General features: G+C 66.7%; 15 protein-coding genes. 6 read left to right on the top strand and 9 right to left on the bottom strand.

Features of this window, described 5'->3' with window-relative positions; translation table 11 throughout:
* Positions 1–425: 425 nt before the first annotated feature.
* From AB0269_RS13140 to AB0269_RS13120, 5 genes are all read right to left on the bottom strand, one after another.
* Positions 426–791 (bottom strand): rhodanese-like domain-containing protein, encoded by a 366-nt coding sequence (locus AB0269_RS13140; RefSeq protein WP_042538246.1) that lies wholly within the window; start codon positions 789–791, stop codon positions 426–428.
* Positions 792–823: 32 nt separating this feature from the next.
* Positions 824–2,134 (bottom strand): TSUP family transporter, encoded by a 1,311-nt coding sequence (locus tag AB0269_RS13135; protein WP_366211709.1) that lies wholly within the window; start codon positions 2,132–2,134, stop codon positions 824–826.
* 17 nt (positions 2,135–2,151) lie between these two features.
* On the bottom strand, positions 2,152–3,561 hold the full coding sequence (locus AB0269_RS13130) for an MBL fold metallo-hydrolase (RefSeq protein ID WP_042538252.1): 1,410 nt from the start codon (positions 3,559–3,561) through the stop codon (positions 2,152–2,154).
* A 160-nt stretch (positions 3,562–3,721) separates the two neighbouring features.
* Positions 3,722–4,087, bottom strand: a complete 366-nt coding sequence (locus AB0269_RS13125; protein WP_042538256.1) for a thioredoxin family protein — start codon at positions 4,085–4,087, stop codon at positions 3,722–3,724.
* A 6-nt stretch (positions 4,088–4,093) separates the two neighbouring features.
* A complete protein-coding gene (locus AB0269_RS13120) occupies positions 4,094–4,279 on the bottom strand; it encodes a hypothetical protein (RefSeq protein ID WP_074731942.1) in 186 nt (61 codons plus the stop codon).
* A 102-nt stretch (positions 4,280–4,381) separates the two neighbouring features.
* Between AB0269_RS13120 and AB0269_RS13115 the strand changes: the two genes are divergently transcribed.
* The 4 genes from AB0269_RS13115 to AB0269_RS13100 all read left to right on the top strand — a co-directional run bounded on the left by AB0269_RS13115 (position 4,382) and on the right by AB0269_RS13100 (position 7,657).
* On the top strand, positions 4,382–4,675 hold the full coding sequence (locus AB0269_RS13115) for a metal-sensitive transcriptional regulator (protein ID WP_042538258.1): 294 nt from the start codon (positions 4,382–4,384) through the stop codon (positions 4,673–4,675).
* A 161-nt stretch (positions 4,676–4,836) separates the two neighbouring features.
* Positions 4,837–5,733 carry a prolipoprotein diacylglyceryl transferase gene (lgt, locus tag AB0269_RS13110; protein ID WP_366211708.1) on the top strand — a complete coding sequence of 299 codons (897 nt, stop codon included), beginning with the start codon at positions 4,837–4,839 and terminating at the stop codon, positions 5,731–5,733.
* 269 nt (positions 5,734–6,002) lie between these two features.
* Positions 6,003–6,683, top strand: coding sequence for a response regulator transcription factor (locus tag AB0269_RS13105; protein WP_366211707.1), 681 nt, complete (start codon positions 6,003–6,005; stop codon positions 6,681–6,683).
* Positions 6,680–7,657 (top strand): HAMP domain-containing sensor histidine kinase, encoded by a 978-nt coding sequence (locus AB0269_RS13100; protein WP_366211706.1) that lies wholly within the window; start codon positions 6,680–6,682, stop codon positions 7,655–7,657. Before AB0269_RS13105 ends, AB0269_RS13100 begins: the two co-directional genes overlap by 4 nt.
* Here AB0269_RS13100 and AB0269_RS13095 read toward each other — a convergent pair.
* The 4 genes from AB0269_RS13095 to AB0269_RS13080 all read right to left on the bottom strand — a co-directional run bounded on the left by AB0269_RS13095 (position 7,648) and on the right by AB0269_RS13080 (position 11,189).
* Positions 7,648–8,487: an FAD:protein FMN transferase gene (locus AB0269_RS13095; protein ID WP_366211705.1), complete on the bottom strand. Its 840-nt coding sequence runs from the start codon at positions 8,485–8,487 to the stop codon at positions 7,648–7,650. The genes AB0269_RS13100 and AB0269_RS13095 overlap by 10 nt on opposite strands.
* Complete coding sequence (locus AB0269_RS13090; RefSeq protein ID WP_337459059.1) at positions 8,487–8,963, bottom strand: FMN-binding protein; 477 nt, start codon at positions 8,961–8,963, stop codon at positions 8,487–8,489. The genes AB0269_RS13095 and AB0269_RS13090 overlap by 1 nt, the downstream gene beginning before the upstream one ends.
* 14 nt (positions 8,964–8,977) lie before the next feature.
* Complete coding sequence (locus AB0269_RS13085; protein ID WP_337459058.1) at positions 8,978–10,399, bottom strand: ferric reductase-like transmembrane domain-containing protein; 1,422 nt, start codon at positions 10,397–10,399, stop codon at positions 8,978–8,980.
* A 73-nt stretch (positions 10,400–10,472) separates the two neighbouring features.
* Positions 10,473–11,189, bottom strand: a complete 717-nt coding sequence (locus AB0269_RS13080) for a VIT family protein (RefSeq protein WP_157523996.1) — start codon at positions 11,187–11,189, stop codon at positions 10,473–10,475.
* A 365-nt stretch (positions 11,190–11,554) separates the two neighbouring features.
* On the opposite strand from AB0269_RS13080, the gene AB0269_RS13075 reads away from it, so the two are divergent.
* Positions 11,555–11,926: a metalloregulator ArsR/SmtB family transcription factor gene (locus AB0269_RS13075; RefSeq protein WP_366211704.1), complete on the top strand. Its 372-nt coding sequence runs from the start codon at positions 11,555–11,557 to the stop codon at positions 11,924–11,926.
* Positions 11,926–13,179 carry an MFS transporter gene (locus tag AB0269_RS13070; protein ID WP_366211703.1) on the top strand — a complete coding sequence of 418 codons (1,254 nt, stop codon included), beginning with the start codon at positions 11,926–11,928 and terminating at the stop codon, positions 13,177–13,179. The genes AB0269_RS13075 and AB0269_RS13070 overlap by 1 nt, the downstream gene beginning before the upstream one ends.
* Positions 13,180–13,183: the final 4 nt, after the last annotated feature.

Below are 13,183 nucleotides of genomic sequence, written 5' to 3'. Positions count from 1 at the left end.
GTCCATCGCGTGTGGAGGCACCTCCGGGGTTGCGTCACACGGGCCAGCCGGTAGCTTCGCCGTCATTCCCGACGGTGGGTTCGTCCCCGACAACGCGATGAAGATCTCGGAGAACGTGTACGCGATCACGCCTTGAATGTCCACGTCGTCGGGGTCACCGCCGTGCTCGACAGAGCCTTCATCGACTCGCCGATAACGTCTGCCAGAAGCAAGTTCCGGAGAACGTTACCGGCGTGGCAAGCGGGCGCCAAACCAGAGATGCGTCGTAAACGATCGTTTTCGGTGGGCTAAGGCGAGCAGGTTTGAACAGTCGGGGCGGGCATCTGGCGACCCCGCCCCGACTGTGCATCGCGAGGCAGTGCTCGAGCGATGCGGTGGCGTGCTGTGCACGCAGGTACGTGCTCGTGGGGGCGAGCACGTACGTCTCAGGGCTGCACGACGGGGAGGCCTGTCGTGGCGGCGGCGTCTTCCAGGGAGCCGAGGTTGAGGAGGTCGGTGAAGCCGGCCTGCTTCATCAGGTCGATGGCGACTCCTGCCCGGTTACCTGAACGGCAGTAGACGAGGTAGGTGGCTTCGGGGTCAAGGTCCGGCAGCGCAGCTTGGAGGTCGCCGCCCGTGACGTCGAGCAGGAGGGCGCCGTCGAGGTGGCCGGTGGCGCGCTCGGCGGGGGTGCGCACGTCGATGATGACCGCGTCGGGGCCGAGGTCAGCCTGTGGGGTGGGTGTGCTGGCGCAGGAGGTGAGCGTGAGTGCGGTGATGACGGCGAGGGTGGTGAGGGTTAGGCGGCCCATGTGCGTCCTTTCGTTGTGAGGGAGCGAGAGTGTCAGCGGTCGCAGGCGCCGTTGGCGCAGTGGCGGGTGGGCTGCCTACTGAAGCGTTGGTGCAGGGCACATCCCGCGCACCACCCGAGGGTGGCTTCTAGGAGCAGGACTGTGAAGCAGACTCCGCAGAGCCCGAGAGTCACGGGTAGCGGGACCATTCCAGCGCTCATCGTCACGCACGAGATAGCAGCGAGACCGAGGGCGAGCCACCAGGCGAAGACCTTCTGCGGCGCGCCCACCCAGTGCCGACGGCGGCGGCGTGTCAGAGCACGGCCGAGGGCGAGAGTGAGGGACAGCCGGTCGCTGATGAGTACGCGCGTCGTCATGTCGAGGAGGAAGAACATGCCGAACATCTGCAGCGGCCTGATGCTGTCGGAGGCGAGCGTGATGGTAAGGGCGGTGATGCCTATGGCGAGGAGGATGCCGGCGGCGATGCGGACGGCGTGCTCGTCGAGGACGGGCACCTCGTATCCGTCGACGTGTTCCCCGGTGCGGGGCGCGGTGTCGGTCGCGTGAGGCATGGGCTTCTTTCTGGTGGTGGTCAGGCGGAGAGCGTCTGAATGATGAGGGTGGCGAGCATGGTCAGCCCCACGGCCAGCACCAGAACCCCGGAACCCGGTCCGGATGCCGGCAGCCGGGAGGCGATGCGACAGTGCCAGACCGATGAAGGATCCAGCGACGGCGAGCGCGGTGAAGGTGAGGACGATGGGCCAGTGGATGGCCACGGTCGTGATCTGGGTGAGGAAGCCGGCGGACGAGTTCACGGCGACGACTAGCAGCGATGTCCCCACTGCAGCGGCGATGGGCTGGCCGAGGAAGGTGAGGGCGGGGACGATGAGGAACCCGCCGCCTGCTCCCAGTGCCCCTGTGAGGACTCCCACGCCGAGTCCCGTAGCTGTCGTTCGGATTCCACGGACGACCGGCCGCGTCGGAGGGCGCGCCGCGCGTTCTCGTCGCGGCCGCATCATGGCGATCGCTGTGACGATCATGATCGCCGCGAACAGAACGGTGAGCACGGTTTCTGGTAGCAGCTGACCAACCATCCCGCCACCGATTCCCCCGATCAAGCCGGTCGCCGCGAAGACGCCGGCGACTTTCCAGCGCACCTCGCGTCGGCGCACACGGAAGGCGGCGGAGACGGCGCTGGTGATAGCGACGACGAAGAGAGAGGAGACGATCGTCTCCCTCGTTCCGATGCCCAGGACGAGGGAGAAGATGGGGAAAGTGAGGATGGAGCCCCCGCCGCCGAGGAGCCCGAGTGCGACACCGACAAGGGCCGCGAGAGTCATCGCGAGGATGATGGAGGTGTCCACTCGAGCTCCTCGGCCGCTCAGGCGGCCGTCGGCCGAGACGGCGTCGCGGCGAGCCAGGCGTTGTAGCTGCCTTCGATCTCGATGACGTCGAGGCCGGCCCGGCGCAGGGCGCTGGCGGCGACGCTGTTGCGGACGCCGCTCTGGCAGTAGGTGAGGATCTTGCCGGCGGGCAGTTCGTCGGTGTGCCAGAGGGCCCGACCACCGGAGAGCTGCGCGGCGCCGGGGATGTGCCCGGCGTTGTACTCGGTACGGTTTCGCACGTCGAGGAGGAGCGCCGCGTCGACCTGGTCCAGGTCGGTGGGGGCGATCGTCTTGGGCTGCACCGTGGGGAGGCCATCGAGTGTGGTGATGAACCCGTCGACCTGATCGATGCCGACCCGCAGCAGATGATCCCGGAACCGGGCCGCGGCGTCCCCCGAGTCGATGATGAGGACGAGCGGCCGCGTCTCGGTGTCGGGGTCGTAGACCCAGGCGCCGTAGCTGGCTGCTTTCGCGACTCCGGGCACGTTCAGCGCGCCCTGAACAGTGCCCTCGTGCACGAGGGAGTGGTGGCGGGTGTCGACCATGATGACCCGGTCGGCGTCGATGTCGGCGTCAAGATCGAAGACGCTGCGCTCGAGGAGCGGAGGAAGTTCGCCCAGCACGGCCGGTCCGACGCGGTTCTGCCGCTTCATTCGTGCGAAGTAGGCGTGTGCGTCGGGCTGATCGTTCAACAGCGTGTCGATGAATCCCTGCTCATCGCCGGCCTCGAGGTAGGGAGCCCACCAGGCGAAACGCCGCTCGTATCCGACTGTCGAGCTTGGGACGGCGCCGAGCGCCTTGCCGCAGGCGGACCCCGACCCGTGCGCGGGGAGCACCTGCACGTAGTCGGGCAGGGTGAGGAAGTGGTCGCGGAGGCTCGCGAATAGATCCCGTGCGCCGTCGAAGCGGGTGTCGATGCCGCCTGCGGCCTCGTCCAGCAGGTCCGGGCGTCCGACGTCCCCGACGAACACGAAGTCACCGGTGAGGACATAGCCCGGCTCGGAGGTCGTGGCGCCGTCGATGACGAGGAAGGACAGGTGCTCGGGGGTGTGCCCGGGAGTGTGGACCGCCTCGACCGTGATGTTGCCGACCGTGATGCGGTGACCGTGCATTATCCGGGTGGCGTCTTGGAACCCGACACCGTACTGCCAGTCCGGGCCGCCCTCGCCGGAGACATACATCGTCGCCCCGGTACGGGCTGCGAGCTCGCGGGTGCCGGAGAGGTAGTCGGCGTGGATGTGGGTCTCGGTGACCGCGGTGATGGTCATGCTGTTCTTCGCGGCGAGGTCGAGGTAGACCTGGATGTCGCGGCGCGGGTCGACGACGATCGCTTCACCGGTGCGCTGGCAGCCGATGATGTAGCTGGCGTGGGCGAGGTCGTCGTCGTAGAGGCGTTCGAGGAGCATAAGGGTCTCCGTCGCTTTCTTCTGGGTCAGTGCGTGCAAGTGCAGCGCTGGGATACGGGGACGCCCGCGAGGGCTTGTTCGATGTGCTGGCCGCAGCCGTCCCAGGTGGGCTTGCCGCAGGAGGAGCAGGTGATTCGTGCGCACATGGTGCCAGGTCCTTTCAGGGGGTAGCGGTGTTGGCGAGCTGGCGGCGGACGTCGTCCATGTCCAGTTCGCGGGCCTTCTCGATGAGCAGCTCGAGCTGCGGTTCGGCAAGAGCTCCCGGCTGCCGGTAGACCAGGACGCCGTCGCGGACGACCATCAGGGTCGGAATCGAGGTGATGCGGTGGGCGGAGGCCAGAGCGGTCTCGGCCTCGGTGTCGACCTTCCCGAAGAGGATGTCGGGGTGCCTGTCGGATGCTGCATCGAATACCGGGGCGAAGGCCCGGCAGGGTCCACACCACTCAGCCCAGAAGTCGATCAGCGCGATGCCCTCGGCGTGGGTGAGCTGTTCGAAGTTCCCGGTGGTCAGTTCAACAGTTGCCATCGCCGATCACCGTCCGAACAGGCGGGCGAAGAAGCCACCCCGCTGAGACTGGGCGGCCTGGACTTCGGCACGGGTATGGCTGCCATTGCACCAGTCGGATGCGGGCACGGATTTCCGCACGGATGCGACGTGCTGACCGCACCCGGTCCAGGTCGTCTTTCCACAGGTGTGGCACTTCGTTGCTCTGCACATACGCTGATCTCCTTGCTCGGCGATACCCCGGGGAGTATCAGTTCATGTGAATACGATACCCCAGGGGGTATAGTGGTTGTCAACTCGACGGAAGGACCACCCATGACCGACACCCTCGTCACCGGCGACCCGCTCGTCCACGACCCCGAAGCCAAGCGCAAAGTCGTCAACCGCCTCAAGCGAGCTCAGGGCCAGCTGGCGGCGGTCATTACGGCCGTCGAGGACGACGCGCACTGCCGCGACGTCGTGCAGCAGCTCTCCGCCGTCTCGAAGGCCCTCGACCGGGCCGGATTCCTCGTGATCTCGACCGCGCTGCGGGAATGCCTCACCGATCCGGACGCCGACGACGTCACCTCCCCCGCCGAGTTGGAGAAGCTCTTCCTCTCCCTGGCCTGAACCGGTCAGGCCCGCTCCTCGGGGCCCTCGCCTGGTGACCTGGGAGGAGTTCGACGATTCCCGTGTCGAACACCGTTAGTCTTCCCAGGGCGCTGTTCGCATGGGACCGGCGCTGAACAATGATGTGTTGAAGCATTCACAGTGATGCCAGATGAGGAGCGGTGCTTCGTGCTTTTGACGAGTCTTCCCAGCCCCCCCCACCGTCGTGGGCACAGTTCACCCTCGGGCCGCTCACAATCCACACCTACGCGCTGTGCATCATCGCCGGGATCATCGCCGCCGTGATCATCACCCAACGACGCCTGTCGGCACGAGGCGCGGAGGACGGCGTGGTTGTCGACATCGTCATCTGGGCTGTCCCGATCGGCATCATCGGAGCCCGGTTCTATCACGTGTTCACCCACGTCGGGGACTACTTCTATCCGGGCGCGAGCCTCGGGAACATCTTCGCCATCTGGGACGGCGGCAACGCCCTCTACGGGTCCCTCCTGGGCGGCGCTGTCGGTGCGTACATCGGCTGCCGACGAACCGGTATCCGGCTGTGGTCCTTCGCCGACGCTCTCGCGCCCGCGATGCTCATCGCGCAGTCCATGGGTCGGATCGGCAACTACTTCAACCACGAACTCTTCGGGCTGCCCACCACGCTGCCGTGGGGGCTCGAGATCCTGCCGACGGACACCATGTTCCCGGACGGCCTCCCGGCCGGAACGCTGTTCCACCCGCTGTTCCTGTACGAGATCATCTGGAACCTGATCGGCGTGGCGATCATCCTCCTCCTCGAGCGCAGATACCGGTTCCGGTGGGGACGAACCTTCGCCCTCTATATGATCTGGTACGGCCTCGGACGCAGCTGGCTCGAGGCCATCAGGATCGACCCCACCAGCGACGCCCTGTTCGGCATCCCCGCGAACGTCTGGGCATCCGTCGTCGTCGTCGCCCTCGGCATCGCGCTATTCGTCGTCCAGGGGCGACGACACCCCGAACCCGAACCCTCCGTGTACCAAGAAGGACGCGCGCCAGCGGTGGAACATCAGCCCAGCAGCGCAGACGAGAGCTGAACGCCACCCACACCTCCAGCTGTCAGCTAGTTCTGTCTAAGCGATCACGGACACAACGCCTCTTGACGTGGTGCGCCGAAAATCCCTGCCGAGAGGGGTTTCCGAAGATCGTTTGTGGCGCCTCATAAGGAGCCACCGGGCCAGTGACGCCAAAACGATCGTTTCTGGTGTGACGGACGACGGCATGCGGAAGATCATCCGGGTTACCCGACCCGGTTTGCGCCGGGCGTACGCTGATGGTCTCGATCGCGGAAGACAGGACGACGACCATGGGCGACTCGGCACAGGGGCCACGCGGTTCGCTGCTCTATGTGGAGGATGACACGGAGATCGCTGCGCTGACGGTCGAAGTGCTGGAAGAGGTGTACGACGTCGAGCATGCCTCGGACGGCGAGACCGCGCTCCGGTTCGCGCTGAGCAGGCGGTACGACGCGATGGTCGTCGATCGACGTCTGCCCGGCATGGACGGTGTGGATTTCATCCGTGCCGTGCGTACCGCGCACATCACGACGCCGGTCCTGATGCTGACCGCGCTCGGCACCGTGGACGATCGTGTCACCGGTCTCGACGGCGGAGCGAACGACTACCTGGTGAAGCCGTTCGATTACGACGAGCTGCTGGCGCGCCTTCGGGCGCTGCGACGCGCGTTCAGGGCTGATGGGGTACGTCGACGCCTCGGCGAGTGGGTGTTCACGCCGGACGCCCAGGCCGCGTACGATCCATCTGGAATCCGAGTGGCGCTGACGGCGACGGAGAGCGCGCTCCTGGAGCTGTTGAGCACCAGCCCCGAGCACGTGTTCAGTCGGGAGGAGATCCTCCGCGCCGTGTTCCATGAAGGAGATACGACGAGTTCGGTGGACACGTACGTGCACTATGTGCGGCGCAAGACGTCCCCCGACATGATCGAGACCGTCCGCGCACGCGGCTACCGCGCGGGAACACCGTCATGAGCAACGCCGATACGAGACGCGTGCGTCGTGCCGCGCTATTCATCGGACTCTGGGTCGGGATCTCGTCTGGTGTGATCGTCGCGATCGGCATCGGGGTGCTGATCGCGGTGGTGCTCTCAACGTCGCGCCGCGAAGGCGAGGAGCACGGCGGCGGCTGGTTCGGCGGTGGTGACGGTGTCAGAGACGACTTCATCGTCGACATCGACGTGATCGTACCGACCGTGATCATCCTCGGGTTGATCGGCGTGGTGCTGCTCGGGGTGGTCGCCGCGGTCGCCGCGCGACGGTCGGTCCGCCCGCTCGGGGAGGCGCTGCGTCGGCAGCGGAACTTCGTGGCCGACGCGAGTCACGAACTGCGCACCCCGCTGACGACACTGACAAGCCGTATCCAGGTGTTGCAGCGCCGTCATGATCGCGGCGAGGAGCTCGGAGCGGGTCTCACCGACCTGCGGCACGATGCGGACATGATGGCAGACGTGCTCAACGACCTGCTCATCGCCGCGGAGGGGGAATCGCTTGCCGACGGGAACGCGGACGTCGCGACAGCGGCAGCCGCAGCCGTCGCAGCGATGACCGCGAGCGCACAGGACTCCGACGTCTCGCTCACGATCACGGTCGATCAGGAGGTGAAGGCGCAGCTGCCGGAAGTCACGCTCGTCCGCATCCTGGTCGCGCTGCTCGACAACGCCGTGCAGCACTCCCCGGCGCGAGGTACCGTCTCGATCCGCATCGGGCGGGACGCCCGGAACGTGACGGTGCGCGTGATCGACGAGGGATCGGGGATCGAAGGCATCTCGCCCGAGCAGGTCTTCGAGCGGTTCGCGCGTCCGCGCGAGAGTGGACGCCCCCGTAGCTTCGGTCTCGGGCTCTCACTCGTGCGAGATGTCGCTCGCCGTGCCGGGGGCTCCATCGAGGTCGAACGATCGACGGCATCCGGAACGACCTTCCTGCTCACACTCCCGGCTCATCCCTGAACGAGTGCGTATCCTCCGATCGGCGGCGAACCGGCCGTCGTCGTCTGCACGTCCACCATCGTCGCGCCCAGCCAGCGCGTGACGTGGTGCTCATCATCGACGATGATGCCGGTGCGCGACCCCGCAGCCGCGATCCACGAGCGGTTCGCCGGGCCGGCCACCACGGCAGCGGTCGCCCAGACGTCCGCCTGTGTGAGACCGTCGGTCACGATCGTGGCCGACGCGGTGCCTGTCGCGGGCCGGCCGGTGCGGGGATCGAGGATGTGAAGCCCGCGTTCCGCCGTCCCTGAGGTCGCCACCGCACCGTTCGACACGTCGACCACCGCGATCAACTGACCGCGGTCGTGCGGGTCGGCGATTCCCACCGGCCATCGCCAGTCGGCTCCCTCGGCAGTGAACAGCTGCAGGTCTCCTCCGGCGTTGATCCCGACCGCGGTCGCCGCAGCCAGCAGCGGCTCGAGGTGTCGACGGGCAGCCGCTTCCACAGCCCAGCCCTTGACGTATCCCGTCGGGTCGAACCACCCCCGCCACCGAGCAGAGAACAGGCCGCCAGTCTCCTGTTCGGCGCGTTCGCAGGCATCCGCGACCAGCGCGACCCTGCAGTCAGCGTCGGCGACGGAGAGCTCGCCGCGGTGGATGCGGCTGATGTCGGAGTCCGTGCGGTACGTCGAGAAGACCCGGTCGATGTCCCGCAGTTCGTCGAAGCACGCACGCACTGCCCGGTCGGCGCCCACATCGGGTCCCGTTGTCGGAGCGATCAGATGGATGCTCATCGGGATGCCCATGATCTCCTCGACCCAGACCCGCGTCCCCTCATTCGCGGTACGCATCAGCTCTGCGCCTCGTCGATCGCGCTCTGCAGCGACGAGAGATAGCCATCGCTCGTGTAGGTGGCGCCGGACACCATCTGGATTTTGGAGCTCTGCGCCTGGATCGTCTCCGAGACCAGCCTCGGAATAGCGGTCCCGTTGATCTGCCGGTCTCGACCGTTGCTGTTCGGGTAGTCGACCGCCTGCGCATCCGTGATCTCCCCGCCGGAGACGGTGATCTGCACCTGCACCGGCCCGAAGCGGGTCTGCGACGATGCGCCGGTGTAGGTTCCGTCGGCAAGGCCGGTGCCAGACGTGGTTCCCGAGCTCGACGTGGTTCCCGAGCCGCTCGCGCCGGTGTCGGCGGTCGTCGACGAACTGCCCGCTGTCGCCGCACTGGCGTCGGTCGGGGTGACCGCCTCCAGAGACGTTCGGTAGCTGAACAGCAGCACGAGGCCGCTGACGGTCGCGAGCAGCGTGTAGAGGATCTTCTTCATGGCCGTCTCCCTGCTCAGATCGTGAACGATTCGGAATGGATGCGATGGGCGGGGAACCCGGCGTCAACCAGGTCGCGCCGGAGGTCTTTCATCCAGGCCTCAGCGCCACAGATGAAGACGTCGTGGTCCTTCGGCTCCGGCACGAGATGGTGGAGGAGATCTGCGCCCGACCACGCCTCGTGAGTGGCAGGGATCCAGCTCGACGCGCCCGACGAACGCGGGCCGACGAACGGCAGGTACCTCAGGCCCCGGGTGCTGATGAGGTGAGCGATGGCCTCCTGTCGAAGAGCGTCCTCTGCGGCGGACTCCCGGGTGATGAGCATCGCGTCTCCTGGTCCGTAGCCTTCCGTCTCGAGCAGCGAGACGAGCGGTGCGACCCCGGCGCCGGCGCCGATCATGAGCAGCTTCGTCCCGGTCCGCCGCTCGCCGGTCATCTCCCCGTATGGTCCTTCCACGATGACCCGGGTGCCGGAGCGCAGCGCGGTAAGCCGGCGTGTGCCGTCCCCCACCACACGGGCGGTCAACGTCAGCTCGCTTCCCGGCGCAGCGGAGAGCGAGAACGGGTGTCCGCGGGTCCAGCCGGGCCCGTCGAGGAATCGCCAGACGAAGAACTGACCGGCCCGGGCACCGAGCGTCGGAAGGTCGCGACCCGTGACTCGGATGGTGACGCCCCGAGCACCGTCCGCCTCGACCCCTGCCACACGCAGCGCACGACGTGTGGACCGCAGCAGCGGCATCCCGATGCGGAACACCAGCACCGATCCCGCGGCGAGGGCCCAGATCGACCACCAGTAGGCGGTCGCGATCGGCGAGGACAGGAAGTCGGCGCCCGTCCACAGCTGGTGCGGCAGCGCGAGCCCGACGCCCAGGTAGGCGTAGAGGTGCAGGAGATGCCAGGACTCGTACCGCAGGCGACGACGAGCACGCCGGATGGAGGTGACGACCACGAGCAGGATCAGCAGCGTGCCGGCCGTGGCTAGGAGCATGCCCGGGTAGTCCCAGATGAAGCTCCACAGCTGGACGAGCGGGTTGATGCCGGCCGCCATCGCGTAGCCCACCGCGAGCAGCGCGATGTGCGCGCCCATCAACCAGAACGACCAGAATCCGACGAAGCGATGCAGCCGCGTGATCCCGTCGCGACCGAATCCGCGCTCGAACAGCGGGACGCGTGCCATCAGCAGCACTTGATAGAGCAACAGGTTCGCCGCGACCAGCCCGGTGAGGCGTCCGAGCGACGTGATGGTCTCGGCGTTGACCCCCAGGACTGCGGTCACTCCACCACTGGCGACCCACAGAGCCACGACGAACAGGCTGGTCGCCCAGATCACCGTGATCGCCGCTGCACGCCAGAGCTGCGCGCGGCCATGGGCTGCCCGCCGTGGCTCAGGGGAAGCGGCGGGGACGGAAGCACGCGGTCTCGTCGTCAGAGTGGTCATAGGGGAATCGTGCTGCGCCGACTCTGAGACAGGTCTAAGGAACGGCTCCCGATAGGCAACTCATAGCTGTCTCTCAGGCAACGCCACTCGTCCCGAGCAGCGTGCCGATCGCGAACGTGACCACCAGCGCGATCGCCCCACCGAGCACCACCCTGATCGTGGGCCTCAGCGCGGGGTTCCCGCCGATCCTCGCGCTGACGAATCCGGTCAGCGCGAGCGCCAGCAGCACCACCGCGAAAGCGACCGGCACCCGGATCTCGGGAGGCGGGAGCAGTATCGCCAAGAGCGGAAGCAGCGCTCCGAGTGCGAAGGCAAGTGCGGAGGCCCCCGCCGCCGCCCACGGACTGACCACCTGGTTCTCCGTGATGCCTAGTTCCGCTTCGAGGTGCGCGGTCAGCGGGTCGTGCGCGGTGAGCTCCTCCGCAACGAGGCGTGCGGTCGCCGGGCTAAGTCCTTTCGCCTGATAGATGCTCGCCAGCTCCTCGAGCTCGGTAGCCGGATCATCGGCCAGCTCGCCTCGTTCCTTCTCGATCAGAGCCCGTTGGCTGTCTCGCTGGCTGCTCACCGACACGTACTCCCCGAGCGCCATCGAGATCGCACCGCCGACGAGACCGGCGACACCCGCGGCGAGCAGCGTCGCGGAATCGGTCGTCGCCCCCGCGACACCGACGACGAGCGACGCGACCGACACGATGCCGTCGTTCGCGCCGAGCACTCCGGCTCTGAGCCAGTTGAGCCGCCCAGCGAGATCGCCGCGGTGGGGTTCACCCGGATGCGTCGCCAACATCATCGCCCCGTTCCTTCTCCCGGCGCGGCTATGGAAGGCACATCCCGACGTAGGTCGAGCTCTGCGTGCGCGGAATGCCACTTCGTGAGAGGTCGAGTCATCGGACAAGAGTACGCCCGCCACAAACGCGCGCTCCGCAGCTCGACCGCTAGCAAGTCCGGTCGCGGCACCAACCGAAGGCCCATGCCAGAACGGGGTTCCGGCTCCCGTTAGCGGCGACCGCCCCGGCAACCAAGTGATACCGCGCCGGAAACGATCGTTTTCGGCAGCCGCGGCGACGTCGATAGCCCGGAGAAGCGAGCTTCTCCATCCGTGCGTGGAACGAGATGTCCCTAGCTCGCTTCAATTGGATATGCAATAATCTGCGTATGAATGCAGATACTAAGTGTTCACTGTCGGTGGAGAGCAGTTATGTCGAGCTGGCTGCCGAGGTGTTCTCGATGCTCGCGGATGCGACGCGGGTGCGGATCATTCTCGCGTTGCGGGATGAGGAGCTTTCGGTGAACCACCTCGCCGATATCGTCGACAAGTCCCCGGCTGCTGTCTCGCAGCATCTCGCGAAGCTCCGCCTGGCGCGGATTGTGCTGGCGCGGCAGGAGGGCACGAAGGTGTTCTACCGACTCGCGAACGAGCACGCTCGGCAGCTGGTTGCGGACGCGATCTTCCAAGCACAGCACTCGCTGAGCAACGACCCTCCGCACCACCGTGGCGAGCACCCGTCACCGGAGGATCTGCGCTGATGCTGCGCGTTCTGCGCAACACCACCTATGCGAAGCTGTTCTCCGCGCAGGTGATCGCCCTGTTGGGCACCGGACTTCTCACGGTTGCCCTGGGGCTGCTCGCGTTCGATATCGCGGGGGATGCCGCGGGGTCCGTGCTCGGCACGGCACTGACGATAAAAATGGTCGCCTATGTCGGCGTCGCGCCCCTGATCGCGGCAGTGGTTGACCGGTTGCCGAAGAAGGCGGTGCTCGTGACCGCCGACGTGGTGCGGCTGGTGATCGCGCTGATGTTGCCGTTTGTCACGGAAGCGTGGCAGATCTACGTGCTGGTCTTCGTGCTGCAGTCCGCGTCGGCGACTTTCACCCCGGCGTTTCAGTCCCTGATTCCCGCGGTTCTACCTGAACCGAACGACTACACGCGTGCTCTATCGCTGTCGCGCCTCGCGTATGACCTCGAGGCGCTGGTGAGCCCGACGATCGCTGCGGCGCTGCTGACATTGGTCAGTTACAACAATCTGTTCGTCGGCACTGCCATCGGATTCGCGTGCTCGGCGACCCTCGTGCTGCTTTCCCGGCTACCGGCCCGATCCGATGACGAGCCCGGGACATCGTTCTGGCAACGGCTCCCGATGGGAGCGAAAGTGTTCGCCCGCACGCCAACGCTCCGCTTTCTGATGTTGACCAACATTGTCGTCGCGGCCGGCACCGCGATCGTGCTCGTGAACTCGGTGGTGTACGCCCGCGGAGTCTTTCATCTTGACGACGCCGCCCTCGCGCTTGCGTTGGCCTGTTACGGCATCGGCTCGCTCGTGGTCGCGGTGAACATCCCCTGGGCGGTCGCTCGGATCGGTGTGATCCGCACGATGATCATCGGAACGATCCTCATCGTCGTCGGCCTCCTCGCGGCAGTTATCGTCACCGCCATCTCTGCGAAGACCGGGTCGGGATGGATCGCACTGCTGGGCACGTGGGTGCTGCTTGGCATGGGAACATCCCTGGTGAACACACCCTCATCGCGGCTTCTCGCCGATGCCTCGACGCCCGCGAACCGGAACCTCGTCTACACTGCTCAGTTCGCGCTCTCCCACGCCTGCTTCCTCATCACCTATCCGATCGCCGGCTGGCTCGGCGCTGCCAGCCTTTCCGGCGCGGCAGTCGCCCTGGCTCTGATCGCCATCGTGGCCGCCGCCTCCGCGCTCGTTTTCTCCAGGACGACGAACCTGCAACGCTCCGAACGTCGTGCCGACGTGCTCGGCCTAAATAGCTCATAGGTGT

It is taken from the genome of Microbacterium sp. NPDC077644 (assembly GCF_040702785.1).
Classification (GTDB): domain Bacteria; phylum Actinomycetota; class Actinomycetes; order Actinomycetales; family Microbacteriaceae; genus Microbacterium.
Note: the sequence above shows the minus strand (reverse complement) of the source record. Positions and strands in the feature narration are given on the sequence as shown.

What these genes read in the sequence shown, in the direction of transcription:
- AB0269_RS13140 (WP_042538246.1), bottom strand. Translation starts at nt 791, where the DNA reads ATGGGCCGCCTAACCCTCACCACCCTCGCCGTCATCACCGCACTCACG.
- AB0269_RS13130 (WP_042538252.1), bottom strand. Translation starts at nt 3,561, where the DNA reads ATGCTCCTCGAACGCCTCTACGACGACGACCTCGCCCACGCCAGCTAC.
- AB0269_RS13125 (WP_042538256.1), bottom strand. Translation starts at nt 4,087, where the DNA reads ATGGCAACTGTTGAACTGACCACCGGGAACTTCGAACAGCTCACCCAC.
- AB0269_RS13120 (WP_074731942.1), bottom strand. Translation starts at nt 4,279, where the DNA reads ATGTGCAGAGCAACGAAGTGCCACACCTGTGGAAAGACGACCTGGACC.
- AB0269_RS13115 (WP_042538258.1), top strand. Translation starts at nt 4,382, where the DNA reads ATGACCGACACCCTCGTCACCGGCGACCCGCTCGTCCACGACCCCGAA.
- AB0269_RS13105 (WP_366211707.1), top strand. Translation starts at nt 6,003, where the DNA reads ATGGGCGACTCGGCACAGGGGCCACGCGGTTCGCTGCTCTATGTGGAG.
- AB0269_RS13100 (WP_366211706.1), top strand. Translation starts at nt 6,680, where the DNA reads ATGAGCAACGCCGATACGAGACGCGTGCGTCGTGCCGCGCTATTCATC.
- AB0269_RS13095 (WP_366211705.1), bottom strand. Translation starts at nt 8,487, where the DNA reads ATGCGTACCGCGAATGAGGGGACGCGGGTCTGGGTCGAGGAGATCATG.
- AB0269_RS13090 (WP_337459059.1), bottom strand. Translation starts at nt 8,963, where the DNA reads ATGAAGAAGATCCTCTACACGCTGCTCGCGACCGTCAGCGGCCTCGTG.
- AB0269_RS13085 (WP_337459058.1), bottom strand. Translation starts at nt 10,399, where the DNA reads ATGACCACTCTGACGACGAGACCGCGTGCTTCCGTCCCCGCCGCTTCC.
- AB0269_RS13080 (WP_157523996.1), bottom strand. Translation starts at nt 11,189, where the DNA reads ATGATGTTGGCGACGCATCCGGGTGAACCCCACCGCGGCGATCTCGCT.
- AB0269_RS13075 (WP_366211704.1), top strand. Translation starts at nt 11,555, where the DNA reads ATGAATGCAGATACTAAGTGTTCACTGTCGGTGGAGAGCAGTTATGTC.
- AB0269_RS13070 (WP_366211703.1), top strand. Translation starts at nt 11,926, where the DNA reads ATGCTGCGCGTTCTGCGCAACACCACCTATGCGAAGCTGTTCTCCGCG.